This window comes from Amaricoccus sp. (assembly GCF_036846665.1).
Classification (GTDB): Bacteria; Pseudomonadota; Alphaproteobacteria; order Rhodobacterales; family Rhodobacteraceae; genus Amaricoccus.
Genome location: NZ_DAIUBO010000025.1, coordinates 1 through 25,683, shown reverse-complemented (window position 1 = coordinate 25,683; position 25,683 = coordinate 1). Strand labels below are relative to the sequence as shown.

General features: G+C 70.6%; 24 protein-coding genes. 12 read left to right on the top strand and 12 right to left on the bottom strand.

From position 1 onward, the window contains the following. From V7050_RS04210 to V7050_RS04185, 6 genes are all read left to right on the top strand, one after another. The coding region (locus V7050_RS04210) for a carboxyl transferase domain-containing protein (RefSeq protein ID WP_324410260.1) at positions 1 to 1,284 on the top strand (1,284 nt) is incomplete at its 5' end. A gap of 105 nt (positions 1,285 to 1,389) precedes the next feature. Further along, positions 1,390 to 1,905, top strand: a complete 516-nt coding sequence (locus V7050_RS04205; RefSeq protein WP_324368025.1) for a thermonuclease family protein — start codon at positions 1,390 to 1,392, stop codon at positions 1,903 to 1,905. Between the two features lie 19 nt (positions 1,906 to 1,924). Further along, a complete protein-coding gene (locus tag V7050_RS04200) occupies positions 1,925 to 3,877 on the top strand; it encodes an acetyl/propionyl/methylcrotonyl-CoA carboxylase subunit alpha (RefSeq protein ID WP_324374264.1) in 1,953 nt (650 codons plus the stop codon). After that, a complete protein-coding gene (locus tag V7050_RS04195; RefSeq protein ID WP_324368029.1) occupies positions 3,870 to 4,727 on the top strand; it encodes a hydroxymethylglutaryl-CoA lyase in 858 nt (285 codons plus the stop codon). The genes V7050_RS04200 and V7050_RS04195 overlap by 8 nt, the downstream gene beginning before the upstream one ends. A 150-nt stretch (positions 4,728 to 4,877) precedes the next feature. Beyond that, a complete protein-coding gene (locus V7050_RS04190) occupies positions 4,878 to 5,105 on the top strand; it encodes a hypothetical protein (RefSeq protein ID WP_324368031.1) in 228 nt (75 codons plus the stop codon). Between the two features lie 43 nt (positions 5,106 to 5,148). After that, entirely contained in the window at positions 5,149 to 5,934 is a 786-nt protein-coding gene (locus V7050_RS04185) for a crotonase/enoyl-CoA hydratase family protein (protein WP_324368033.1), read from the top strand. Between the two features lie 12 nt (positions 5,935 to 5,946). Here V7050_RS04185 and V7050_RS04180 read toward each other — a convergent pair whose 3' ends face one another. The 4 genes from V7050_RS04180 to V7050_RS04165 are packed head-to-tail and all read right to left on the bottom strand — an operon-like array spanning position 5,947 to position 10,475. Then, positions 5,947 to 6,345, bottom strand: coding sequence for a DUF2237 family protein (locus tag V7050_RS04180; RefSeq protein ID WP_324368035.1), 399 nt, complete (start codon positions 6,343 to 6,345; stop codon positions 5,947 to 5,949). Beyond that, on the bottom strand, positions 6,345 to 7,403 hold the full coding sequence (locus V7050_RS04175; RefSeq protein WP_324368037.1) for a lipocalin-like domain-containing protein: 1,059 nt from the start codon (positions 7,401 to 7,403) through the stop codon (positions 6,345 to 6,347). Before V7050_RS04175 ends, V7050_RS04180 begins: the two co-directional genes overlap by 1 nt. Then, positions 7,393 to 9,822, bottom strand: coding sequence for an ABC transporter permease (locus V7050_RS04170; protein WP_324368039.1), 2,430 nt, complete (start codon positions 9,820 to 9,822; stop codon positions 7,393 to 7,395). The genes V7050_RS04175 and V7050_RS04170 overlap by 11 nt, the downstream gene beginning before the upstream one ends. Further along, positions 9,819 to 10,475, bottom strand: coding sequence for an ABC transporter ATP-binding protein (locus V7050_RS04165; protein ID WP_324368041.1), 657 nt, complete (start codon positions 10,473 to 10,475; stop codon positions 9,819 to 9,821). Before V7050_RS04165 ends, V7050_RS04170 begins: the two co-directional genes overlap by 4 nt. Positions 10,476 to 10,601: 126 nt before the next feature. Here V7050_RS04165 and putA point away from each other — a divergent pair, with 126 nt between their 5' ends. Continuing rightward, positions 10,602 to 14,180, top strand: a complete 3,579-nt coding sequence (putA, locus tag V7050_RS04160) for a bifunctional proline dehydrogenase/L-glutamate gamma-semialdehyde dehydrogenase PutA (RefSeq protein ID WP_324374260.1) — start codon at positions 10,602 to 10,604, stop codon at positions 14,178 to 14,180. Positions 14,181 to 14,284: 104 nt separating this feature from the next. Here the strand turns inward: putA and V7050_RS04155 are convergent, their stop codons facing one another. Both V7050_RS04155 and V7050_RS04150 read right to left on the bottom strand, forming a co-directional pair. Then, the gene (locus V7050_RS04155; protein WP_324410258.1) at positions 14,285 to 14,503 is read right to left on the bottom strand and encodes a hypothetical protein; all 219 of its coding nucleotides are present in this window, start codon (positions 14,501 to 14,503) and stop codon (positions 14,285 to 14,287) included. A gap of 233 nt (positions 14,504 to 14,736) precedes the next feature. Then, positions 14,737 to 14,928, bottom strand: a complete 192-nt coding sequence (locus V7050_RS04150; protein ID WP_324365723.1) for a hypothetical protein — start codon at positions 14,926 to 14,928, stop codon at positions 14,737 to 14,739. Positions 14,929 to 15,326: 398 nt separating this feature from the next. Here V7050_RS04150 and V7050_RS04145 point away from each other — a divergent pair, with 398 nt between their 5' ends. Then, on the top strand, positions 15,327 to 16,169 hold the full coding sequence (locus V7050_RS04145; RefSeq protein WP_324365725.1) for a c-type cytochrome: 843 nt from the start codon (positions 15,327 to 15,329) through the stop codon (positions 16,167 to 16,169). 15 nt (positions 16,170 to 16,184) lie between these two features. On the opposite strand, the gene V7050_RS04140 is transcribed toward V7050_RS04145, so the two are convergent. From V7050_RS04140 to V7050_RS04115, 6 genes are all read right to left on the bottom strand, one after another. Next, positions 16,185 to 16,763 carry a DUF4202 domain-containing protein gene (locus V7050_RS04140; protein WP_324365726.1) on the bottom strand — a complete coding sequence of 193 codons (579 nt, stop codon included), beginning with the start codon at positions 16,761 to 16,763 and terminating at the stop codon, positions 16,185 to 16,187. Next, the gene (locus tag V7050_RS04135) at positions 16,760 to 17,467 is read right to left on the bottom strand and encodes a Crp/Fnr family transcriptional regulator (protein WP_324365728.1); all 708 of its coding nucleotides are present in this window, start codon (positions 17,465 to 17,467) and stop codon (positions 16,760 to 16,762) included. The genes V7050_RS04140 and V7050_RS04135 overlap by 4 nt, the downstream gene beginning before the upstream one ends. A gap of 275 nt (positions 17,468 to 17,742) precedes the next feature. Beyond that, positions 17,743 to 18,543: a phosphate ABC transporter ATP-binding protein PstB gene (gene pstB / locus V7050_RS04130; protein WP_324365768.1), complete on the bottom strand. Its 801-nt coding sequence runs from the start codon at positions 18,541 to 18,543 to the stop codon at positions 17,743 to 17,745. Between the two features lie 40 nt (positions 18,544 to 18,583). Then, positions 18,584 to 19,870, bottom strand: coding sequence for a phosphate ABC transporter permease PstA (pstA, locus tag V7050_RS04125; protein WP_324365730.1), 1,287 nt, complete (start codon positions 19,868 to 19,870; stop codon positions 18,584 to 18,586). Between the two features lie 25 nt (positions 19,871 to 19,895). After that, positions 19,896 to 21,278: a phosphate ABC transporter permease subunit PstC gene (gene pstC, locus V7050_RS04120; RefSeq protein ID WP_324365732.1), complete on the bottom strand. Its 1,383-nt coding sequence runs from the start codon at positions 21,276 to 21,278 to the stop codon at positions 19,896 to 19,898. Positions 21,279 to 21,350: 72 nt separating this feature from the next. Then, positions 21,351 to 22,388, bottom strand: coding sequence for a substrate-binding domain-containing protein (locus V7050_RS04115; RefSeq protein ID WP_324365734.1), 1,038 nt, complete (start codon positions 22,386 to 22,388; stop codon positions 21,351 to 21,353). Between the two features lie 559 nt (positions 22,389 to 22,947). Between V7050_RS04115 and V7050_RS04110 the strand changes: the two genes are divergently transcribed. The 4 genes from V7050_RS04110 to cpaB form a co-directional block, all read left to right on the top strand. Next, positions 22,948 to 23,850, top strand: a complete 903-nt coding sequence (locus V7050_RS04110) for a hypothetical protein (RefSeq protein WP_324365735.1) — start codon at positions 22,948 to 22,950, stop codon at positions 23,848 to 23,850. 70 nt (positions 23,851 to 23,920) lie between these two features. Beyond that, positions 23,921 to 24,115, top strand: coding sequence for a Flp family type IVb pilin (locus V7050_RS04105; protein ID WP_324365737.1), 195 nt, complete (start codon positions 23,921 to 23,923; stop codon positions 24,113 to 24,115). 291 nt (positions 24,116 to 24,406) lie between these two features. Continuing rightward, positions 24,407 to 24,619 (top strand): Flp family type IVb pilin, encoded by a 213-nt coding sequence (locus V7050_RS04100; RefSeq protein WP_324365739.1) that lies wholly within the window; start codon positions 24,407 to 24,409, stop codon positions 24,617 to 24,619. A 45-nt stretch (positions 24,620 to 24,664) separates the two neighbouring features. Next, positions 24,665 to 25,683, top strand: a 1,019-nt coding sequence (gene cpaB, locus V7050_RS04095) for a Flp pilus assembly protein CpaB (RefSeq protein ID WP_324410256.1), incomplete at its 3' end; no start/stop codon positions are given.

Sequence of the window (25,683 nt, the reverse complement as noted above, 5' to 3'; positions counted from 1 at the left end):
GACGCCACGGTGAAGGGCGGGACCTATTATCCGCTGACGGTGAAGAAGCACCTGCGCGCCCAGGAGATCGCGGCGGAGAACGGGCTGCCCTGCATCTATCTGGTGGACAGCGGCGGGGCGAACCTGCCGAACCAGGACGAGGTCTTTCCCGACCGCGAGCATTTCGGGCGCATCTTCTACAATCAGGCGCAGATGTCGGCCCGCGCCATCCCCCAGATCGCGGTGGTGATGGGATCCTGCACCGCGGGCGGGGCCTATGTTCCGGCGATGGCGGATGTGAGCATCATCGTGCGCGACCAGGGCACGATCTTTCTCGCCGGCCCGCCGCTGGTGAAGGCCGCGACCGGGGAGGAGGTGAGCGCCGAGGACCTCGGCGGCGGCGACGTGCATACGCGGCTCTCGGGCGTTGCGGATTACCTCGCCGACGACGACGCGCATGCGCTTGCCCTGGCGCGGCAGGCGGTGGCGGGGCTGAACCGGCCCCGGCGCCCCCATGTGGCGATGCAGGCGCCCGAGGAGCCGGCCTGCGATCCGGACGAGATCCTCGGCGTGGTGCCGGCGGATCTGCGCACGCCCTACGACATCCGCGAGGTGATCGCGCGGCTGGTGGACGGCTCGCGCTTCGACGAGTTCAAGGCGCGGTTCGGGGCGACGCTGGTCTGCGGCTTCGCGCATGTGGCGGGCATTCCGGTCGGGCTCGTGGCGAACAACGGCGTGCTTTTCTCGGAGAGCGCGGTGAAGGGCGCGCATTTCGTCGAATTGTGCTCGCAGCGGCGCATCCCGCTGGTGTTCCTGCAGAACATCACCGGCTTCATGGTCGGGCGGCGCTACGAGAACGAGGGCATCGCGCGGCACGGGGCGAAGCTGGTGACGGCGGTGGCGACCACGGCGGTGCCGAAGGTCACGCTGCTGGTCGGCGGCTCCTTCGGGGCCGGGAACTACGGCATGGCGGGGCGGGCCTTCCAGCCGCGCTTCCTCTGGACTTGGCCCAACAGCCGCATCTCGGTGATGGGCGGCGAGCAGGCGGCGGGCGTGCTCGCCGCGGTGCGGCGCGAGGGGATCGAGCGGCGCGGCGGCAGCTGGAGCGCGGCGGAGGAGGCGGCGTTCAAGGCGCCGACGCTGGAGATGTTCGCGCGCCAGTCGCATCCGCTCTATGCCAGCGCCCGGCTCTGGGACGACGGGGTGATCGACCCGAGGAAGTCCCGGGCGGTGCTGGCGCTGAGCCTGGCGGCGGCGCTCAACCTGCCCATCGGGGAGACGCGCTTCGGCGTGTTCCGGATGTGAGCGTTAAGAATTTCTTCTCCAAGGCGGGGGCAGGCTGGGCGCCCGGAGGCGCGACATGGCGAAGAATCGCGGACCCATTGGACCCCGCCGAAGCCGCAGCGCGGCATGAGAAGGAAGGTCGTGCCTTTCAGGCGGCCTCGCCGGATTTCCCGCGGGCGCTGGCGGCGCGGCAGGACGGAATTGCAGGCCGCGCTGTTCTGGATCGCGGCCTTTGCGCTCCTCTCGGGCGGCTACGCGCTGCTGGCGCCGGCCGTGGACGACAGGATGTCGTCGATGCGGGCCATGCGTTCGGACTGCCGTATGGTGCGGGCGATCGACGGGGACACCGTCGATCTCGCTTGTCCGGGGCGCGGGACGATGCGGGTGCGGATCGTGGGCTACGATGCACCGGAACTCTTCTCGCCCATGTGCGAGGCGGAACATGCCGCGGCTCTGCGAGCGACGCAGGCCCTGAGAAACCTGGCCCGGCAGACACCGGTGGAGGTGGGCTTCCAAGGACACGACCACTTCGGGCGGTGGCTCGCGGACATGCGTCTCGGGGGACAACGGGTGGCGACCGCCATGGTGAAGAGCGGAAACGGGCGCCGGTACTTCGGATCCCTGCGTGGGGGCTGGTGCTAACGCTTCCTGGAGGTCGGTGATGTTCCAGCGGGTGCTGATCGCCAATCGGGGAGAGATCGCCTGCCGGGTGATGGCGACCTGCCGGCGGCTCGGGGTGGATACGGTGGCGGTCCATTCCGACGCGGATGCCGGCGCGAAGCACGTGGCGATGGCGGATGCGGCGGTCCGCATCGGCCTGGCGCCGGCGGCGGAGAGCTACCTCAACGGCGAGCGCATCATCGCGGCGGCGCTGGAGACCGGCGCGGAAGCGATCCATCCCGGCTACGGCTTCCTGTCGGAGAATCCGGACTTCGTGGAGCGGGTCGCGGCGGCGGGGCTCGTCTTCATCGGGCCCTCGGCGGCGGCGATCCGGGCCATGGGGCTGAAGGACGCGGCCAAGGCGCTGATGGCGGAGGCCGGCGTGCCGGTGGTGCCGGGCTATCACGGCGCCGAGCAGGATCCCGGCTATCTCGCCGAACAGGCGGCGCTGATCGGCTATCCGGTGCTGATCAAGGCGGTGGCGGGCGGCGGTGGCAAGGGCATGCGCCGGGTCGGGCATCCGCGCGATTTCGCCGCGGCGCTGGCCTCGGCGCGGCGCGAGGCGCAGGGCGCCTTCGGCAACGAAGCGATGCTGGTCGAGAAATACGTCACGGCACCACGCCATATCGAGATCCAGGTCTTCGGCGACGGCTTCGGCGACGCCGTGCATCTCTTCGAGCGGGACTGCTCGCTGCAGCGCCGCCACCAGAAGGTGATCGAGGAGGCGCCGGCGCCGGGCATGACGCCGGTGATGCGCGAGGCCATGGGGGAGGCGGCGGTCAGGGCGGCGCAGGCGATCGGCTATTCCGGTGCGGGGACGGTCGAGTTCATCGTCGACGGCAGCCGCGCGCTGCATCCCGACGGCTTCTGGTTCATGGAGATGAACACCCGGCTGCAGGTCGAGCATCCCGTCACCGAGGCGATCACCGGGGTCGATCTGGTGGAATGGCAGCTGCGCGTCGCCGCCGGGGAGCCGCTGCCGCTGCGGCAGGAGGCGCTCGCGATCTCGGGCCATGCCTTCGAGGCGCGGCTCTATGCCGAGGATCCGGCGCGCGACTTCCTGCCGGCCATCGGGACGCTCACGCATCTCGCCTTTCCGCCCGGGGTCCGCGTCGATGCCGGCATCCGCGCCGGGGATGCGATAAGCCCCTGGTACGACCCGATGATCGCCAAGCTCATCGTGCACGGGCCGACGCGGGCGACCGCCCTCGGCGCGCTCGCCCGGGCGCTCGAGGCGAGCCGCGTCGCCGGGTCGGTGACCAATCTCGGCTTTCTCGCCCGGCTGGCGCGGCAGGCGGATTTCGTGGCGGGACGGGTCGATACCGGGCTCATCGAGCGAAACATCGACGCGCTGACCCCGCCGGCGGCCCGTGACGCCGGTCTGCTCGCCGTCGCGGCGATCGCCGCCGAGGGGCTGGAGGCCTGCGCCGATCCGCTGGCCGGCTTTGCGCTCTGGGCGCCGCTGCGGCGCCAGGTGGTGCTGGAGGCGGAGGGGGAGCGCCAGACGGTCGCGCTGGAGGTGCGCGGTCCGGGCCGGTTTCTCGCGGCCGGACAGGAGGTTGCGGTCGATCGTTGCGAGGGCGGCGAACTCGCCTGCCGCATCGATGGGGTGGCACGGCGTTTCGGCCTCGCGCGCGCGGGGCGCAGCCTCACGATCTTCGAGGGTGCGGAGGCGCATGGGCTGCGGCGCCCCGATCCGCTGGCGGGAGCGGGAGAGGTCCAGGGGTCGGGCGACGAGATCCGCGCGCCGATGCCGGGACTCGTGCGCCATCTCGCGGTCGAGACCGGGGCGCAGGTGGCCGCCGGCGACGTCCTAGTCGTGCTCGAGGCGATGAAGATGGAGCATGCGCTGACCGCGCCAAGGGACGGCACCGTGGCGGAGGTCGCCGTTGCCGCGGGCCAGCAGGTCACGGAGGGAACGGTTATGATCCGGCTCGGATCGCAGGATGATTGATCGCGTAACGATCTATGAAGTCGGCCCTCGGGACGGGCTGCAGAACGAGACGCGGCCGATTCCGACGGATTCCAAGATCGAGCTGATCAATCGGTTGAGCGATTGCGGGTTTTCGCGGATCGAGGTGGCGAGCTTCGTCAGCCCCGACCGGGTGCCGCAGATGGCCGATGGCGCGGCGGTGATGGCGGGGATCGAGCGCCGGCCGGGCATCGCCTATTCGGCGCTGGTGCCGAATCTCCAGGGCTATGGCGCCGCGCATGCCGCACGCTGTGACGAGGTGGCGATCTTCACCTCCGCCTCGGATAGCTTCAGCCAGCGCAACGTCAATGCCTCGATCGGGGGCAGCCTCGAGCGTTTCACCCCGGTCGCGGAGGCAGCGCGGCGCGACCGCGTTCCGCTGCGGGGTTATGTTTCCTGCATAACCGATTGTCCTTTCGAGGGAAGCATCGCGCCGGAGGCGGTGGTGGCGGTGGTGCGCAGCCTGCTCGCCCTCGGCTGCCACGAGATCAGCCTGGGCGATACCATCGGCCGCGGCACGCCGCAGCGGATCGGCGCGATGCTCGATGCGGTGCTCGGGGTGGTCGGGCCGGAGCGGCTGGCCGGCCATTTCCACGATACCGGCGGCCGGGCCATGGCCAATATCGAGGTCGCGCTGGAGCGGGGCCTGCGGGTCTTCGACGCCTCGGTCGGGGGTTTGGGCGGCTGCCCCTTCGCGCCGGGAGCGCCGGGGAACGTGGCGAGCGAGGCGGTGGCGGCCCGGCTGGCGGCGCTCGGGTTCGAGACCGGGCTCGACCCGGAGAGGCTCGCGGAGACCGCGGGTTTCGCACGGTCGTTCCGGGCCGCGACATGAGCGCCCGGCGGGCGGGCGCGGGCGGATTTTGGCCGGTTTCCTCGATTCGCACAGGTCGATTCAAACTTCGTCAATGTCAAGCTTTCAAACTACCGGGAGTTGAGCTATTGTGCTTCCCAAGCAACGAGACGACTTCTGGGAGGAAGCACGATGCAAGACCGCGCTCTCGTCGTACTGGCGACCGACGCCCGCATCAACGAACGCCTTATTGCCCGTGGCATGGCGCCGATGGAAGGGCCGAGCCTCGGCGCGATCCTGCGCGAGGCGACCGGCGAATCGCTTGCATCGAAGGAGGCGCTGCGCCTCTGGGGGGCGGACCGGCTGGTGCGCGACCCGCGGGTCGCCGCGGTCCTGCGCCGTCACGTGGGCTCCGCCTGACCGGAAAAGGGGGTCGTGCCGGTCCCGGCGGGCCGGCCCGGCGATGAACCGGCCGCATTTCACTCTGGAGACCGATGCGCGCGGGGTCGCGCGGCTGACGCTCGACCGGCCCGAGCGGCACAACGTGCTCGCCGGCGAGACCTGCGACGCGCTCGCCGCCGCCGCCGGCAGGATCAATGCCGATGCCGCGATCCGCGTCGTGGTGCTCGGCGGCAACGGCGCGAGCTTCTGCGCCGGCGGCGATCTCGGCTGGATGCGGGCGCAGGTCGCGGCGGACGGCGCCGGGCGCCGGGTCGAGGCGCGGCGGCTGGCGGACATGCTCGCCGCCCTCAACACCCTCGAGAAGCCGCTGATCGGGCGCGTGCACGGGGCGGCCTATGGCGGGGGCGTCGGGCTCATGGCGGTCTGCGACGCCACGGTGGTGGCGGAGGGCGCGCGGTTCGGGCTGACGGAGACGCGGCTGGGGCTGATCCCGGCGACGATCGCGCCCTATGTCATCGCGCGCATGGGCGAGGGGCCGGCGCGGTCGGTGTTCTTCTCGGGCGGGGTCTTCGATGCCGGCGAGGCGCTCAGGCTCCATCTCGCGACGCGGGTCGTGGCGGCGGCGGATCTCGATGCCGCGGTGGAGGCCGAGGTCGCGCCCTATCTCGCCGCCGCGCCCGCCGCGGTCGCCGCGGCCAAGCGCCTGGCGCGCTCCCTGGGGCCGCGGATCGACGCGAGCGTCATCGAGGCCTCGATCGACCGGCTGGTCGCGACCTGGGAGACGCCCGAGGCCGCGGAAGGCATCGCGGCGTTCCTCGAGAGGCGGCCGGCCTCCTGGATGCTCTGACCCCGCGACGGCTCAGTGCCGGGTCGGCGCGGTGCCCGGCACGGCGTGCTCGCTCAGGATCTCGAGCGAGACATGGCGCAGCATCGATTGATGCGTGCTGGCCAGCACGACCATCGGCGCCTTGCCGGCCCGCCAGGCCTCCATCCAGCGCTCGGCGCAGAGGCACCAGCGCTCGCCGGGGCGCAGGCCGGGGAAGCCGTATTCGGGCCGCGGCGTCGAGAGGTCGTTGCCGCGCGCCCGGCTGAAGGCGAGGAAATCCGCAGTCAGGCGGACGCAGACGGTGTGGCGGCCGCGATCCTCGGGGCCGGTGTTGCAGCAGCCGTCGCGAAAGAAGCCGGTCATCGGATCGAAGGAGCAGGGCTTCAGCGGCCCGCCCAGCACGTTCAGGCTCGGCTCAAGGTCGGCATCCATCATTCGTACCCCGTCATTTCCAGGTATCCCCGCCCGTCGTGGCTGCCCTCGAAGCGGATCGGCCCTTCCCAATAGGCGAAGGTCGTCCCCATCCAGCTTTGCGGATTCAGGGGTTCGGTGTCCACCGCGAAGCCGCGGGAGGGTATCTCGACATGCCAGGCGGTGGGGACCGCGCGCCCGGCGACGGTGCTGCGGGCGCGTTCGGTGATGGCGATCTCGGCGTCGCCGAGCGGGCTCGGCCGGCCCCCGGCGTCGATCCAGGTGCCGGCGAGGTTGGCGCTGCCGTCGGTCTTGCGGAAGCGGTAGGCCATGACCTTCTCGCCGGTCGCGAGATGCAGCGAGAACCAGTCCCAGCCGGCATCGTCGGGGCGGAGCGGCTGGCTCGACCATTCGCGGTCGAGCCAGGCCTGTCCGGTCACCGGGATCCTGCGGCCATCGAGCTCGAGGCTGCCCTCCACGGCATAGAACGGCTGGCTGTAGTAATAGGAGGCCGCTCCGCCCGGCGCCTTCAGGCTGTAGCCTTCCTCGCCCTGCGGCACCGGCGGCAGGTCCGCGGAGGCCTGGAGGTCGTAGGCGAAGCCCTCGCCGCCGGCGGTCAGCGCGATCGCGGCGAGCGCATCGCCGGGGCCGCGCAGGGCGGTCATGCGCCAGTCGTCGATCCAGGCGCGGAAGGGGGCAAGCTGAACGCCCGCCGTGCCGATTCCGCCACGGGCGAAGGTCTCCGCATAGCGGTGCTCGTCCGCATGGGTGAGCGCGGCATGGCCCATCCAGATCTGGTTGGACTGCCATCCCGGCGCCTCGGGCGCGGGCGAGAGCGGGATGCGGAAGAGCGTCCACTGGATGCCGAAATCGGTCCCGTCGGCGTCGCTCAGATTGGCGGTCAGGTACCACCATTCGATGCGGAAGCCCGGATGCGGCCCGTGGTCGCGCGGGAATGCCAGCGCGGCGGGGCGGGTGACGGGGAGATAGCCCCCCGCCTCGCCGCCGAGGCCGGCATAGCTCTGGGCAAGGGCGGCAACTGGAAAGAAGGCCGAAAGAACGAGGGTCTTAGCGCTCATTGCTGAAGCCCTGGAGCAAGGTGAGCGGCGAGGCGCGCCGCAGCCGCCAGATGGGCCAGAGCGCGGCGACGAAGGCGCAGAGGAGCGCCAGAACGAAGAGCCTCCCCCATTGCCCCGGCAGGAATTCCACCGGCAGGCGCCAGCCGAAGGCGCGCACGTTGACGACGGCGGTCAGGACCCAGGCGACGGCGAGGCCGAGCGGCAGGGCGGCGCAGGCGGTCAGCGCCGCGAGCCCCAGCAGCTTGCCCATTTCGAGCAGCGCGAGCTGCGCGCGGGTCAGCCCGAGCGCCCAGAGCGGGGCGAGCTGGAGCAATCTGAGATCCGAGAGCGCGAGCAGGCTCGTCAGCAGTGCCACGCCGGCGACGAGGAGGGTCAGCGCATTCAGCGCGATGGTGATCGCGAAGGTCTTCTCGAAGATGCGCAGCGAGAGGGCCTTGAGCGCGCGCTGATCGACGATCTGCTCGTCCCCGAGTCCGAAGCTTGCGGCAAGTGCCGCGGCCAGTCCAGGGACCGCCTCCGGCGCCGCACGCAGGCCCATGCGTCGGTGGTCGCCTTCGGGCCAGTGCAGCGCGAAGGCCTCGCGGGAAACCATGACCTGGGCCTCGGGGTTGCCGAAATCGCGATAGACCGCCGCCAGACCGACCTCCCAGCCGCCGCCCGGCGTCGGCAGGGTCAGACGGTCGCCGGGCCCGAGGCCGAAGCGACGGGCCATCTGCTCGGAGACGAGCACCGCCTCGCCGGCGGCGACGCGATCCCAGGCGTCGGGGAGGCCGGCGACGAGCGGCCAGTTGTCGCGGTAGCTGGCATGGTCGGCGAAGGCGTAGATCTCCAGCGGCCAGTCGCGGAAGCGCGATTCGGCGCGCCAGATCGGCAGCACGGCCGCGACCTCCGGCCGCGCCGCGGCCCAGGCGGCGATGTCGCGGGCCTCGGCACCGTCGCGGCCGGTGACGTAGAGCTCCGAGACCAGGCGCTGGTCGAGATAGGCGTCGAAGGTCCGCCGGAAGCTCTCGACCATGGTGCCGACCCCGAGATTGACCGCCAGCGCGAGCAGGAGCGCCATCAAGGCCAGCGAGAGGCCGGAAAGCTGCTGGCGGCCGTCGGCCCAGGCCCATTCCGCCACCGGGCGGCGCGCGCGGCGATGGCCGAAGGCGAGGACTGAGGCGAGCAGCGCGGGCAGCGCCAGGGCGGCCGAGACGAGGAGCCCGCCCAGGACCGCGAAGCCGGCGGCGAGCCCGGATCCGAGCGCCAGCGCCGCCAGCGATCCGGCGGCGAGCAGCGCCGCCGCGACCAGCTGGCGCCGCATCCCCCGGCGCTGGTCCGCGAGCCAGGCCTGCGGCTGCGCCGGCGCCAGCACCGGCAGGCGTGCGGCGCGCCAGAGGCTGCCGCCCGCCGCCGCCAGCGCGCCGGCCAGGCAGAGCGCCATGCCGGCGAGCCACCAGGCAGGATCGAGGCTGAGCCGGCCGGGCAGGGTGGCGCCGTAGAGCCCTTCGAGCGAGGCCGCCACGTCCGGAAGCAGCGCGGCCGCGATCCCGTAGCCCGCGACGATCCCGAGCGCGCCGCCGAGGAGCGCGAAGCCGATCGTTTCGGCGAGCATGGCGCCGGTCAGCAACCGCGCCGAGACGCCGCAGGCGCGCAGGGTGCGGATCATCGGCTTGCGCTGCTCGAAGGCGAGGCCAATGGCGGAATAGACGATGAAGAGGCCGACGACGAAGGCGAGGAAGCCGAAGGCGGCGAGGTTGAGATGGAAGCTCGCGGTGAGCCGGTCGAGATCGCTTTCGGCATCCTCGGGCTGGATGCGCAGGCGCGCGGCCAGGGGTGCGGGCAGCGGCTCGCCGGCGCGCTCGGGCGGCAGGAGCAGGCGCGAGACCCGGCCTTCGGCGTCGAGCAGCCGCTCGGCCACGCCGATGTCCACCACGAGGGTGTCGGGCGGCAGCGTCTCGGAGGCGGCGAGCGGCGGCAGGTCGGCCGGCGCGCCGAGCCTTGCGAGCGTCTCGGGTGCGGCGAGCGCGAGATGGGGCGGCAGCAGGAAGTCGGTCAGCCGCTCGTCGCCTTCGCCGATCCGGAGCGCCGAAGCCGAAGCGGGCAGGGTGATCGGATCGACGCCGATGATGCGCAGGCTCTCGCCGTCCCGGGTGAGCCTGCCGTCGAGCAGGGGCGTCACCGGCCAGCCGAGGAGCCGCAGCGCGACGAAATCCTCGCGGGCGAAGCGGCCGCCGTCCTCGGCGACCACGCTCGCCAGCGAGCCGGTGCCGAGCAGCGCGGCGGAGCGGGCGTAGCTGGCGCGGGCCTCGGCATTGAGCGCCTGCACGCCGCTCCAGAGCGCGGTGGCGACCGCGAGCCCGGCGAGCAGGGTGAGGCATTCCACCGGATGGCGCCGCCAATGGCCCATAAGCGCCCGGAGCGTCGTCCAGGCCCTCATCGGGCGATGCGGCCCTGGCGCAGCACCGCCTGCGCGTCGAGACGGGCGGCCAGCCGGGTCGAATGGGTGACCATCAGGAGGCTCGCCCCGCTCGCGGCGACGAGCTCCAGCATCAGGTCGAGCACCGCGTCGCCGGTCGCCTCGTCGAGATTGCCGGTGGGCTCGTCGGCGAGGATCAGCCCCGGCCGCCCCGCGAGCGCCCGCCCGATGGCCACGCGCTGCTGCTGGCCGCCCGAGAGCGCCTCGGGATAGCGCGCGCGCAGGTCCTCGAGCCCCAGGCGCCGGGTCAGCGCCGCCTGCCAGTCCGGGTCGTGACGGCCGGCGAGCCGCGCCTGGAAGGCGAGGTTGGCGGCCACGTCGAGGCTCGGGATCAGGTTGAACTGCTGGAAGACCAGCCCGATCGCCTCGCGGCGCAGCGCGGAGCGGCCCGCGTCGCCCATGGCGGTGACCTCGGCGGGGCCGACGCGGATCCGGCCGGCGTCCACCGCGTCGAGCCCGGCGATCAGGTGCAGGAGCGTGCTCTTGCCGCTGCCCGATTCGCCGGTGAGCGCCAGCGAGCGCCCGGGCGAGAGGGCGAGCGTGACCCCGTCGAGCACGGCCAGCGGACCCAGGGCCGTGGCGTAGGACTTCGACACGGAGGCGACTTCGAGCATTTCTTGGTGGATCTCCCCGGCGCCTCTTGCCATGTAATGCGATGTTGCGTCGAGCAACACCGCGCCGATCGCGGCGACCTGCCGGCCAAGCGGCGCATTCCGTCGACCCATAGTTAGGATTGCGCCATGGACAAGCTCACCGCCACCCCGCCCGACGCGCGCGCGACGATCCGCGCCCTGACCTATGCCGACGAGACCGCGCTGGTGCGCGGGCTGATCGAGCGGATCCGCCTCGACGCGGCGGCGCGCCAGGCGATCGTGCGCAGCGCCGCCGAGCTGGTGGTCCAGGTGCGCAAGCGCTCGTCGCCCACGGTCATGGAGGCCTTCCTCGCCGAATACGGGCTTTCGACGGACGAGGGCGTCGGGCTCATGTGCCTCGCCGAGGCGCTCCTGCGTGTGCCGGACGCCGAGACGATCGACGAGCTGATCGCCGACAAGATCGAGCCGTCGAACTGGGGCGCGCATCTGGGGCATTCCACCTCGAGCCTCGTGAATGCCGCCACCTGGGGGCTGATGCTGACCGGCCGCGTGCTCGACGACGATCCCTCGCGGCCGGCCAAGGCCCTGCGCGCCATGGTGCGCCGGCTGGGCGAGCCGGTGGTGCGGACCGCCGTGGGCCAGGCGATGAAGCTGATGGGGCGCTCCTTCGTGCTCGGCGAGACCATCGGCGCGGCCATGGATCGCGCCGCCGGGATGGAGGCCAAGGGCTATACCTATTCCTACGACATGCTCGGCGAGGCGGCCCGCACCGATGCGGACGCGATCCGCTATGCCAGGGCCTATTCCGCCGCGATCGCCGCCATCGCCAAGGGGGCGAAGGGCGACGTGCGCTCGAGCCCCGGCATCTCGGTGAAGCTCTCGGCGCTGCATCCGCGCTATGAATGGACCCATCGCGAGGAGGTGATGCGGGTGCTGGTGCCGCGGGCGCTGGAGCTCGCGCGCGCCGCGGCGAAGGCCGGCATCGGCTTCAACATCGACGCCGAGGAGGCGGACCGGCTCGATCTCTCGCTCGACGTGATCGAGGCCATGCTGCCCGATCCGGCGCTGAAGGGCTGGGACGGGTTCGGGGTGGTGATCCAGGCCTACGGCCGGCGCGCGGGCGCGGTGATCGACTGGCTCTACGACCTCGCGGCGCGGCACGATCGCAGGATCATGGTCCGGCTGGTCAAGGGCGCCTATTGGGACGCGGAGGTCAAGATCGCCCAGGAGCGCGGGCTGCCGGGCTTTCCGGTCTTCACCCGCAAGCCCTCCACCGACGTCAGCTACATGGCCAATGCGCGCCGGCTGCTCGACAAGCGCGACCGGATCTATCCGCAATTCGCCACGCACAACGCCCATACCGTGGCGGCGGTGCTGGCCATGGCGGGCGATCGCGACAGCTTCGAGTTCCAGCGGCTGCACGGCATGGGCGAGGCGCTGCACGGCATCGTGCACGAGACCGAGAGGACGCGCTGCCGCATCTACGCGCCGGTGGGGGCGCATCGCGACCTGCTCGCCTATCTGGTGCGGCGGCTCCTGGAGAACGGCGCGAATTCGTCCTTCGTGAACCAGATCGTCGACAAGTCGCTTCCGGCGGAAGAGATCGCCGCCGATCCGGTCGCCGAGGTCGAGGCGCTCTCCTCCATCCCCAATCCGATCATCGCGCCGCCCGAGGCGGTCTTCGCGCCGCGGCGGAACGCCATGGGCTGGAACGTCAACGAGCCGGCCTCGATCATCCCGCTGATCGCGGCGCGGGAGGATTGGCGGGGCCATGTCTGGGGCAGCGAGGGCGAGCCGGTGCGCAACCCGGCCCGCCCCGACGACATCGTGGGCTATGTGCGCGAGGCCGGACCCGCCGAGGTCGCGGCAGCGCTGGCGGCGGCGCAGGAGGGCTTCGCGGTCTGGTCGGCCACCCCGGCCCGGGACCGCGCGGCGGTGCTGCGCCGGGCCGCCGATCTCTACGAGGAGAACGCGGCGGAGCTGACGTCGCTCGCCACCCGCGAGGCGGGCAAGACGCTGCTCGACGCGACGGCCGAGATCCGCGAGGCGGTGGATTTCCTGCGCTACTACGCCGATGCGGCCGAGGCCGCCACCGGCAGCCCGCGGGGGGTGATGGTCTGCATCTCGCCCTGGAACTTCCCGCTCGCGATCTTCACCGGCCAGGTCGCCGCCTGCCTCGGCGCCGGCAATGCCGTGATCGCCAAGCCCGCCGAGCAGACGCCGCTGATCGCGCTGCGGGCGGTGGAACTGCTGCAGGCGGCCGGCGTTCCCGCCGCGGCGCTGCAGATCCTGCCCGGCGACGGGCCGACCGTGGGCGGGCCGCTCACGACATCGCCGGACATCGCCGGGGTCGTCTTCACCGGCTCGACCGAGGTGGCGCAGATCATCCACCGCGCCCTGGCCGAGCATGCCGCACCCGACGCGGTGCTGATCGCCGAGACCGGCGGGCTCAACGCGATGATCGTCGATTCCACCGCGCTGACCGAGCAGGTGGTGCGCGACGTGCTCGCCTCGGCCTTCCAGTCGGCCGGACAGCGTTGCTCGGCGCTGCGGGTGCTCTACGTCCAGGACGAGGCCCGCGCCCGCGTGCTGGAGATGCTCTCGGGGGCGATGGAGGTGCTTGCGATCGGCGATCCCTGGGACATCGCGACCGATGTCGGGCCGGTGATCGATTCCGAGGCGGAGGCGGGCATCAGGGATTATCTCGCCGCGAATGCGAAGAAGGTGCTCAAGACGCTCGAAGTGCCGCAGACGGGGCGCTTCGTGCCGCCGACGATCATCGCGGTCGACGGCATCGGCGCGGTGGAGCGCGAGGTCTTCGGCCCGGTGCTGCATCTCGCCAGCTTCCGGGCGGCCGAGCTCGACCGGGTGGTGGACGCCATCAACGGGCGCGGCTTCGGGCTGACCTGCGGGCTGCACAGCCGCATCGACGACCGGGTCGAGCGCGTGACGGCGCGGCTGCATATGGGCAACACCTATGTCAACCGCAACCAGATCGGCGCCATCGTCGGCTCGCAGCCCTTCGGCGGCGAGGGGATGTCGGGCACCGGCCCCAAGGCCGGGGGGCCCTTCTATCTCGCGCGGCTGCAGCGCCCGGCCGAGGCGCCCGAGCCGGCGGCGCCCGGCGGCGCGGAGGTCCCCGCGACGACGCTGACGAAGGTCTTCGGCACGCTCGATGCCGGAGCATGGGCGGCCAAGGGCGACCGGATCGCGGCCCTGCGCGCCGCCCTCGGCGCGGACCATCCCGCCCTGAGCGCGGCGGCGGGGCTGCCCGCGGCACCGATGGATCTGCCGGGGCCGACCGGCGAGAGCAACCGGCTCGGCCTGCATCCCCGGGGCCGCGTGCTCTGCCTCGGGGCCGATGGCGCGGCGGCGCTCGCCCAGGCGCTGCAGGCGCTGGCGCTCGGCAATCCGGTGCTGGTCGTGGCGCCCGGCGCCGTCGAGGCGCTCAGGCCGCTCCTGAAGTCCGGCCTGCCGCTGGCCGCCCTCGACGGCCATGTGGCGCCGGAGGCGCTGACCGGATTGCCGGATCTCGCGCTCGTGGCCGCACGCGGTCCGGCGGATTGGCTGCGCGCGCTGCGCCGGGCGCTGGCCGCGCGACCGGGTGCGATCGTGCCGCTCGAAACCGCGCCGGTCGCCCCGGAGCGCTATGCCGCCGAGCGGCATCTCTGCATCGACACCACGGCCGCGGGCGGCAACGCGAGCCTGCTGGCGGCGAGCGCCTGAAGCGGATCCCAGCCGGATGTGCGCATGCGCACATCCGGAGAGGCCATTAAAATCAGAGGCTGTTCTCGATCTCGCAAACCGACGCGCAATCGGTTTCAACCACCCTATTCGTCATCGTCCGGGTCCATCACCGCCTCGGCGTTGTTGCAGAGGTTGTTCCATTGCGGGCGGTCGTTCGGGTTGCCCGGGACGGTGTGGCAGAAGCCCGATCCCTCCCTGCCGACCGCGCCGCCGGATGGAATGAAATCCGGATCGATGGTCGAAGACCCGTCGCAGGCCGCAAGAACGAGCGCGCAGGCGCCAAGGCTGGTCATGAGTCGCAAGTTACCTGTCCCCTCGGAGAAGAGCCGATTGCTCCGCCCCGAAGCCTGCCACAGTCAGGACGGTTCTGCCATCGAGGCTCCCGCTTTCGTCAGGCGCCACCGGATCGGCGCCGCTTCCGGCCGGCGCCGTGCCAGCGGCCACGCGCCTCGGGCAGGGGCGAGCACCTTCGGCTGGTGACCGCCCAATCGCTCCGGCGCCGCCCGGCCGGTCCGTCCGGACCGGGGCAGGAAGGCTAATGCAAGGGGTTGCAGAGGCGGTCCCATTGCAGCCGGTCGTTGGGATTGCCGGGCACGGTATGGCAATAGCCCGGTCCCATCCTGCCGGCGGCGCCGCCGCTGGGGATGAGGTCGGCGCTGCCGGTCGACGCGCCGGCGCAGGCCGTGAGGAGAACCGCGCAGGCGCCGAGGATTGCCGCAAGTCGCATGATGATGGTCCCGTTCAGGGGGAGCGACCTCCCCGGAGGCAAGGTATGGCACATCCTCGGAAGTCGATCCGTCCGCGCTTCACGGTTGCGCGAGGCGCGGTCGGGGCAGGGCGGGAACGGAGGCCCTGCGGTGCCTGCGGCAAGGCCGACGCGAACGGCCCCCCCCGGGGCGGGTGGCCCGGGCCTGGCCCATGCCGTCGCGGAAGACCTTGCCGCCGCCGAACGCGACCACTTCCCCCGTGGACCGGGGCCGCGGGTCCCGCAAGGCAAGTATTCGGCGTTTCCCGCACTTCCGAAAAGTCGTGCGGTGAAGTCTTGTTGCCCGTAATTGGGCGCAATGGTATGAATTCTTTTCTGAGGGGTCGGGATAGCCGGCAACTCGAGGGAGGGAAGTAATCGTGACGCGAATATTTGGGCTGCTGGCGGCCGCGCTCTGCGGCACCGCGGGGCTGGCGGGCGCCGAAACGCCGGTGGAGCGCGGCGAATATCTCGTGCGGGGGCCCATGGGCTGCGGCAATTGCCACACGCCGACCGGCCCCGACGGGCCGGAGATGGACAAGGAATTCACCGGGACGCTGATCTGGGACGGGCCCGATTTCACGGCCTGGTCGGCCAATATCACCCCGGCCGGCGAGATCGCGGGCTGGAGCGACGCCGAGCTCGCGCGGGCGATCCGCGAGGGCATCCGGCCCGACGGCTCGCTGATCGGACCGCCGATGCCCTTCACCTTCTACCGCCATCTCAGCGACACCGACCTCGCGGCGGTGGTCGCCTTCCTGCGCACCCTGCCCGCGATCCCGAGCGACAATCCGAAGTCGGAATACCGCATCCCGCTGCCGCCGGCCTATGGCCCGCCGGTGGAACATGTCGCCGACATCCCGCGCGGGCCGACGGCGGAATACGGCGCCTATCTCGCCGGGCCGGTGGCCCATTGCCTCGAATGCCACACGCCCATGGGCCCGGAGGGGCCGATGATCGAGACCGATCTCGGCCGCGGCGGGTTCGAGTTTCCCGGGCCCTGGGGCGTCTCGGTCGCCGCCAACATCACCTCGAGCGAGGACGGGCTGGCGCATTACAGCGACGACCAGATCAAGCGGATGATCACCGAAGGCATCGGCGCGGAGGGCGAGCCGCTCAGGCCGCCGATGCCCTTCCCCTATCTCGCGAAGATGACGCCCGGGGATCTCGACGCCGTCGTCGCCTATCTGCGGACGCTTCCGCCCCTTCCCGACGCGCAGTGACCCCGGGGCCGGCGATCAGCCCCGGATCGCCTCGGCGAGATCCGCGGGCAGGTCGCCGAACTCGGCCAGGGCGCGGGTGCGGGCCTCGGCGGACATCTTGCGGGCGGTCCTGGCGACGATGCGCAGCACGGCCTCCGGGTCGTGCCGGGCGGCGAAATCCGCGAAGTACCAGCGCAGGAAGACGAAGCAGATCACGTCCTCGAGCCGCTGCATCTCGGGATTGCGCTTGATGCCCTCCTTGCGCAGCAGGCGGGCGACGGCGTCGATGTCCGCTGCACCGTAGCCGGCCTCGGCCATCATGGCGCCGACCCGCTCGGCATGGGAGGCGGCCTGGGCGGTGCGCCAGGCGAGATAGCCGGCGCGGCCCTCGGGATAGCTCGCCCTCGGCATGCGCCAGCGCTCGACATGCTGCCCGCGCGCGGCGATGCGCAGATGCTCGGAGGCATCGGGAAAGAGCCGCGCCGTCTCCGCGGACATGCGCTCGCCGTAGAGCAGCGCCGCGGGCCGCTCCGCCGCGCCATCGCGCTCCAAGGTCGGATCGGCGGCATTGGCGGCGTCGATCGCCGCGAGCACCGTCGCGAGGCGCGCGGTCATTGCACCCGGCTCCAGGCTTCCGCCGGATCCTGGGCCGCGAAGGCGCGCAGCCGCTCCACGTCCGCGATGGCGGCGTTGCTGTGGTTGACGGCCACCCCCACCTTGCGCAGGCGGGAGAAGGCGCGCGACAGGCTCTCGGGCTTCATGCCGAGGCGGCCGGCGATCAGGATCTTGTCATAGGGCAGCCGCACCGTCGCGCTGCCGGTTTCGCAATTGCAGAGCTCGAGCAGGAATTCCGCGACCCGCTGCGATCCGGTCTGGGCCTTGAGCTGCTCGATCTGGGCGACGAGGGCCTGGAAGTGCTGGTAGAGCGTCGCCATGATCGAGACCACGAGCTCGGGCCGGTTCTGGATCATCTCGAAGAGCACGGCGGCGCGCACATGCATCAGCCGGCAATCGGTCACCGCCTCGGCGGTGACGGGAAAGGCCGCCCGCTGCAGCGCCACCGCCTCGCCGAAGCTCTGGCCCTCGCTGAAGCAGGCCACGACCGCCTCCGCGCCGTTCTGGGCGATGCGGTAGAGCTTGATCCAGCCCTCGATCACGATGAAGAAGGTCTCGGAGCGCTCGCCCTGGAGAAAGATCGTCTCGCCGCGGTCATAGGTGCGGATGACCGATTGCGACAGGATCGCATGCGCCACGTCCGAGGGCATGGCGGCGATCAGGTTCGAGCGGCGAGCGATCTCGCCGTCGGAGCGGGCAACCATGCGAATCTCCGGGTCTGCTGCGTTCAGCTTTTCCCAAGATGGCCTTCGATGCAATTCGCCTGAACCCGGGCCGGCGGATATGGGTGCGGAGAAGCGTCCCGAAGGCCGGCGGAGCGGCCCTTGCGGTCATCGGTCCGGGGGCATGCCCAGCGGGCCGCGCGGAGCGTGGCCTTCTCTTCATGCCCGCCCCCGGAACTGCCTCGGCCCGGCGGAGGGCGGTCGAAATCCTGCCGCGCCGCTCGCACCCTTCGCGAAGCGGGCGGAGCGTCCGCGTGTCAGCCGATCTTGCCGGTGATGTAATCCTCGGTCTGCTTCTCGCGCGGGTTGGAGAAGATGTCCTCGGTGCGCCCGTGCTCGATCAGCTTGCCGAGATGGAAGAACGCCGTCTTCTGGCTGACGCGCGCCGCCTGCTGCATCGAATGGGTCACGATGATGATGGTGTAGTTGGAGCGGAGCTCGTCGATGAGCTCCTCCACGATGGCGGTGGCGATGGGATCGAGCGCCGAGCAGGGCTCGTCCATCAGCACGACTTCGGGGCGCGTGGCGATCGCCCTGGCGATGCAGAGCCGCTGCTGCTGGCCACCCGAGAGGCCGGTGCCGGGCTCGTGCAGGCGATCCTTGACCTCGTTCCAGAGCCCGGCGCGCTTGAGCGACGACGTGACCAGCGCCTCGAGCTCGGACTTGTTGCGGGTCATGCCGTGGATCTTCGGCCCGTAGGCGACGTTCTCGAAGATCGATTTCGGGAAGGGGTTGGGCTTCTGGAACACCATGCCGACGCGGGCGCGGAGCTCGACCACGTCGATGCGCGGATCGTAGATGTCGATCTCGTCGAGGGTGATCGCGCCCGTCATCCGGGCGATCGGGATCGTGTCGTTCATGCGGTTGATGCAGCGCAGGAAGGTCGACTTGCCGCAGCCGGAGGGGCCGATGAAGGCCGTCACCTGATTGGCGGGAATGTCGACCGAGACGTCGAAGAGCGCCTGCTTCTCGCCGTAGAATACCGAGACGTCCCGGGTCGAGACCTTGTTGGAGCCGCTCGCGGCCCGTGCGTCGCCTACGGGTTTCACCTTTTCCATCGGATCGGCCAGCATTCCCATGTCCAGTCCCCTCAATGCATTACCACGTGCGCTCAAGACGCTGGCGCAGGAAGATGGCGATCGCGTTCATCACGATCAGAAAGCCCAGCAGCACGAGGATCGCCGCCGAGGTGCGCGACACGAAGCCGCGCTCCGGGCTGTCGGCCCAGATGAAGATCTGCGTCGGCAGCGCCGTGGAGGCGTCGAGCAACCCGCCCGGCGGGCTGGTGATGAAGGCGTTCATGCCCACGAGCAGGAGCGGCGCGGTCTCGCCGAGCGCCTGGGCGAGGCCGATGATCGTGCCGGTCATGATGCCCGGCATGGCCAGCGGCAGCACGTGATGCATCGTCACCTGATGCTGCGAGGCGCCCACGCCGTAGCCCGCCTCGCGGATCGAAGGCGGCACCGCCTTCAGCGCGTTGCGGGTCACGATGATGATGGTGGGCAAAGTCATGAGGCTCAGCACCATGCCGCCGACCAGCGGCGCCGACCGCGGCAGGCCGAAGATCTGGATGAAGACCGCGAGGCCGAGCAGGCCAAAGACGATCGAGGGCACCGCCGCGAGATTGTTGATATTGACCTCGATGATGTCGGTGGCGCGGTTCTTCGGCGCGAATTCCTCGAGATAGACCGCGGCCGCGATCCCCACCGGGAAGCTGATCAGGAAGCAGACCAGCAGCGCATAGAACGACCCGACGATCGCGCCCTTGAGCCCGGCCATCTCGGGAAAGCGGCTGTCGGCATGGGTGAAGAGGCCCCAGTTGAACGACCGCGACACCCGGCCTTCGTCGACCAGCGCGTCGAACCAGCCGATCTCGGTGTCGTTGAGCCGCCGCCGGTCCTCGGGCGTGTCGCGGTCGACGAGCCCCTTGTTCAGCTGGTCGAAGGGGTCGGAGACCGGCACCTTCATGGTGAGCGTGCCGCCGATCACCGAAGGGTCGGCCACCACCGCGTCGCGCAGCAGGAACTGGGTGTTGTCGGTCAGGATGCCGGCCATGGCGCGCAGCTCGCGCGGCGAATGCTCGCCCGGGATCAGCGTCGAGACCCCCTCCTGCATGATCTTGCGGAAATTGCCCTCGCCCGGATCCGCGGGATCGACGAGATCCTCGGAGATCGGGAAATCGACGCGCACGAAGGTCTGGGTGAAGGCCGGATAGCCGCTCACCACGAGCGAGACGACGAGGGTCGCCAAGAGCCCGAGCGCGAAGGTGATCGCGATGATGCCATAGGCCCGGAGCCGGCGGTCCGCGGCGTAGCGCCGGCGGCGCTGCGCCAGCGCTGCCGCGGAGGGGGCGTGACCCGGGGAGGGGACGGCCGTATCGGTCATGGTCGGAGCTCCCTTGGGCCCGGGGTCATTCGTATTGCTCGCGGTAGCGACGCACGATGCCGAGCGCGATCACGTTGAGCCCGAGCGTCACGAGGAAGAGGACGAGGCCGAGCGCGAAGGCCGCGAGCGTCTTGGGGCTGTCGAATTCGGTGTCGCCGGTGAGCAGGGTCACGATCTGCACCGTCACGGTGGTCACCGAATCGAGCGGATTGACGTTGAGCGAGGCGATCAGGCCGGCGGCCATCACCACGATCATGGTCTCGCCGATCGCGCGCGAGAGCGCGAGCAGCACGCCGCCCATGATGCCGGGCAGGGCGGCGGGCAGCATGACGCGCAGCATGGTCTCGCCGGGCGTCGCGCCCATGGCGAGCGAGCCGTCGCGCATCGAGCGCGGCACCGCGTTCAGCGCATCGTCGGAGAGCGAGGAGACGAAGGGGATGATCATCGTGCCCATGACGAGCCCGGCCGCCAGCGCGGAATTGGGCGAGGTCGCGAGCCCCAGGAGCCCGCCGGCCTCGCGGATCGCCGGCGCGACCGTCAGCACGGCGAAGAAGCCGTAGACCACGGTCGGCACGCCCGCGAGGATCTCGAGCATCGGCTTGACGGTCTGGCGGACCCGCTTCGAGGCGTATTCGTTGAGATAGATCGCGGTGTAGATGCCGGTCGGGATCGCCACCAGCATGGCGATCACCGAGATCACCAGGGTGCCGAGGAAGACGGGCAGGGCGCCGAAGGCCCCCTGGCCGGCGATCTGGTCGGCGCGGATGGCGATCTGCGGCTCCCATTTCGTGCCGAAGAAGAAATCCTGCGGCGGCACGAGCTTGAAGAAAGCCCAGGCCTCGTAGACCAGCGAGACGACGATGCCGATCGTGGTGACGATCGCCGCCAGGGCGCAGAGGACCATGAAGCCGTCGAGGAAGCGCTCGACGCTGTTGCGGGCGCGGAACCTCGGCGCGAGGCGCGCGCGGGCGAAGAAGAGGCCGGCCACCATCAGGGCGAGCACGACCACGAAGCCCGCGATCCGGACGATCGCCTGCCAGCCGTTCAGGCGCTCGGCGGCGGCGAGGACCTCGGGCGTCGGTTCGGAGAAGATCCGCCCCTCGGCGACGTTGCGGATCTCGGAGAGCAGCAGGCTGCGGTTGGCCGCGTCGGCGCCGGAGGTCAGGTGGTCGGGCAGGCTGCTCCAGAGCAGCGAATCGATGACGCTCGACTGGAAGAGCGCCCAGAGGAGCACGAGCACCAGCGAGGGGATCCCCACCCAGACCGCGACATAGGCGCCGTGGTAGCTCGGCAGCGAATGCATGTCGGGCGCGTCGCCCACGGCCGCGAAGCGCTTGCCCGTGGCCTGGCCGACGAAGAAGGCGACCGCGGACATCACGATGATCGTCAGGAAGAGATAGGAGAACACCGGACCCCCGCAGGCTTGGTCGACTCAGGCGACCGCGGCGCGCAGGGGCGCGCCGCGGCATCGGTCGGGACGTCAGTTGAACCGGTCCATCTGCGAGCCCTGCTCGACCGCGGCGCGCACCTGCTCGCGCTCCTCGTCGGAGAGCGGGATCAGGCCGCGCTCCTCGAGATAGCCGCCGGGGCCGAAGCTGTCCTCGGAGACATATTCGGCGACGAAGTCGTCGAGGCCGGGGATGACGCCGCGATGGGCGTTCTTGATGTAGACGAAGAGCGGCCGCGAGACGGCATAGGAGCCGTCGGCGATCGTGTCGGTCTCCGGGAGCACGCCGTCAATCGCGACGGCCTTCAGCGCATCGGTGTTCTCGTAGAGGAAGGAATAGCCGAAGATGCCGAGGGCGTTGTGATCGGCGTTCAGCCGCTGGACGATCAGGTTGTCGTTCTCGCCGGCCTCGATGAAGGGGCCGTCCTGGCGCATCCGCTCGCAGACCTCGGCCTTGCGCGTCTCGTCGAGCGCCTCGATCGCGGCGAATTCGGCGCAGCCCTCGTGCATCACCAGCTCGACGAAGGCGTCGCGCGTGCCCGAGGTCGGGGGCGGCCCGAAGACCTGGATCGGGCTGTCGGGCAGGGCGGGATCGATCTCGCTCCAGTTCTGGTAGGGATTGGCGACGATCTCGCCGTCGACTTCCACCTCCGAGGCCAGCGCCTGGAACAGCTGGGCCTTGCTCAGGTCGAGGTCCGGGCCGTCGATGGCATGGGCGATCGAGAGCCCGTCGTAGCCGATCAGCACCTCGGTGATGCTGTCCACGCCCGCCGCGGTGCAGGCCTCGAATTCGGATTCCTTCATCGCCCGCGATGCGCCGGTGATGTCCGGATGGTCCGGGCCGACGCCGCCGCAGAAGATCTTCATGCCCCCGCCGGTGCCGGTGGATTCGACCACCGGCGCCTTCATGCCGGTCATGCCCGCGAATTGCTCGGCGACGGCCTGGGTATAGGGAAAGACCGTGGAGGAGCCGACGATGCGGATCTGGTCGCGGGACTGCGCGAAGGCGCCGGGTGCGGACACGGCGATGAGCGCGGCGATCGCTGCGCCTGCGTGGAGGCCGGTTCTCATGGGAATTCCTCTCGAGACTCTGGTTCGATTGCGTTCACGATATCAAGAGGGGCAAAGCTCTCCCCGTCTCTCGCCGCATCATAGAAGTCGCTGTTGACCTTTATATTTCAGTTCCTTGACGGTTTGACGACAGTATAAGTCACTGAAATGGCTGGCATTGTTCCGTTCGTCCCGCCCGTGCTCGCGAAATGCGGCACGGCCTGATCGCCTGGCGAAACCCGGCCCGCCGCCCAGGCCCGATCCGCCGCGGACGGCGACGCCACACCTCCCTCGCCCTGCGGCTTGCGCCTCCGGAGGGAGGCGCTGCGGGCCGCGCGGGGTGCGGCCTTCTTCCTGTCCCGAGGCTGGGTCCATGGCCCCGGGCATCGGTTCGGCATGCGGGATCGCGGGGCCGCGGACCGGAGCAGCGCCCTTCGCGCGGATTGTCTGAACGGCGCGTTAAGCGCCTAATTTTACGGACTTTCGGCAGCGGGGCGATGAATCCGCGCCGGGCGATAAGGCCGCGCTAACCCTGCTGGGGTAGACCGGGAACACCCAGGTTCATTCGGAGGCGGTTCGCATGGCTATCCGGTACGGTCTTCGGCCGCGCCTCGCGATTCTCGCATGCCTCGCGGCGCATCTTCTCGCCTTTCCGGCAGGCGCTTCAGACCCTTCGGCGCTCTGCGAGCGGGCGATCGTGCTCGGCTCCCAGCGCTCCGGCGTGCCGCAAGAGGTGCTCCATGCGATCTCGCTGACCGAAACGGGGCGGCGCGACGGCGGCCGGCTGCGGCCCTGGCCCTGGGCGATCAACCGCGAAGGGCAGGGGCATTGGTTCAGGACGCGCGACGAAGCCCTCGCCTTCGCCCGCCAGAGCGTCGCGGAAGGGCGCCACAGTTTCGACGTGGGCTGCTTCCAGATCAACTATCACTGGCACGGAGCGAATTTCCCGTCCGTCGAGGCGATGTTCGACCCCGAGGCCGGCGCGGCCTATGCCGCGCGGTTCCTGCAGGACCTCTATGCCGAGAGCGGCAGCTGGTCGCGCGCGGCCGGATCCTATCACTCGCGCACGCCGCAATACGCCAATGTCTATCGCGCCCGATTCGACCGGATCCTGGACGACATCGGCGGCTCGCCCCTGGTGGCCGCGGCCGTCGAACCCGAGGCGGGGCCGGATCCGAACCGCAGGAGCCGGGTCCGCATGTCGCGCGGCCCGCTCATCATCCGCATCGACCGGACGCCCGAAGCGGGCCCGCACCTGACCGGATCCGACCGCATGGCCGCGCTGCGCACCGAGCGCCTCGAGAAGGCGGTCGAGCCGCGCCAGCCGCAGGAACGGGTGGCCTCGGCCCGGAGGCAGGACATTCCCTCGGACGGGGAATGGGTCGCGGCCGCGGGCCGGCTGCCGGAAGCCTGGCAGGCGCCGGCCGAACTCGGTCGCCAACAATACGAGTTGAATCGGCGGGAAATTCTTAACGCGGACTAAATGCCGAGACCCTACGCTCGGGCGACTGCAATTCGCATGCACCGCAATCGTAACGTCGGAGTATTCGGAAATGAGAGGCTTCCCGAAGAGCGCCTGGCACCTGATTCGCAACGAGGATGCCGCCACCGCGATCGAATACGCCTTCCTCGCCGCGCTTCTCGCCATGGCGATCGTCGTATCGCTGCGAGCCATCGGCACCGAACTGGCGACCACCTTCAACGATGTCGAAGACGGCCTGGTGGCGATGGAAGCGCCCGCGCCGTAAGCGCGCGATCCCGCCCCGCGTTTTAACCCGCCGAAGCCCCTTCGGCGGGGATCGGAACCGACCGTCTGCCGGACCGCCCGCCCGGCCCGTTCCAGTCTTGATCGGCGTCGCCAGTTCGTTGCCAGTATCGGCGATTTCGCTATTTAACGCTCTATAAATGATTTCATCCCTACACTCTGCAAGTTTCTAGAAAAATATCAGTATTGAAGTCTTGTTTTATGGGAGAGTTGTGGTAACAAGGCGGCGTGTGAAGATCACACGCCTGGAGTAGCTGAGTACAGGAGTGAAGAGATGATGAATACGCTGAACTTTGCCAAGCGCCTCTGGTCCGACGACGAGGGTGCGACGGCCATCGAATACGGCCTGCTGGCCGCGCTCATTGCCGTCGCCATCATCGGTGCCGTGACGACGCTCGGCGAAGGCCTGATCGGCACCTTCGGTGAAGTGAGCGCCGAGCTGGCCGCGGCCCCTGACGGCGGTGGCGAGGTCGTCGCGGAGGAGTAATCGCGACACTAGGTCGGCCAATTCCTAACCGAGGGGTCGCTTCCCATGCGCATCTTCCTTTTCATCTTCGCGGCCCTGGTCGCGGCGGGCGGAACCGGCTTCTACCTGTTCCAGCAGCTCGGAGCGCCGGTGCAGGCGGTCGACATGCCGGCTGTCGCCCAGGCCCCGAAGACGAAGGAAGTCTTCGTTCCGGCGGTCGAACTGGCCGCCGGATCGATCCTCCGCCCCGAGCAGCTCGGGCGGATGGCGGTCGGCGAATCGCTCGTCACGCCCGAGATGATCGTGGCCGACGACGCGGGCGCCGAGATCCTGGTGGGCAGCGTCGCCCGGCAGGTGCTGCCCAAGGGCGTGCCGCTCGCCCGCTCGGCGATCGTCCAGCCCGGCGAGCGCGGCTTCCTCGCCGCGGTCCTGCCGCAGGGCAAGCGCGCCATCGCCATCCCGATCGGCGAGGTGGCGGGGCTCAGCGGCCTGATCCTGCCCGGCGACCGGGTGGACATCATCCTGACCTATTCCGTCGCCGGCGACGTCATCGACGCCGAGCGCGACATCCGCGCCAGCGAGACCATGGTGCGGAACCTCCGGGTTCTGGCCCTCGACCAGCGCCTGGACGCGAGCCAGACCATCGACGAGAAGACCGGCAACATCGTTCCGCCGCCCGTCGCCCGCACCGCCACCCTCGAGGTGACGCCCGAGCAGGCGGAGGTGATCACGCTGGCCACGACGCTCGGCGACCTCTCGCTGGTCCTGAACTCGGTGCGCGACGGCGGCGACGAGGTCGCGGAGGCCGGCGCCGGCGAGGGGATGACCGAGCCGCTCGGGCTGACGAGCGCCTCGCGGCTGGCCGCCGGCCTGACCCGGCTCGATCCGCGCAAGCTCACCCTCGATTCGGACGTGACCTCGCTTCTGCGCCGGGAGGTGGCGGCCTCGACCGCGCCCGTCGCGGCCAGCGGCACCCCCGGCAGCCCCGTTCCGATCCAGGACCGGATGGCGCGCGTCCAGATCGTGCGCGGAACCGCCACCCGCGCCGTCGCGATCGGCGCCATCGACCTCGGCGCGGAGGCGGA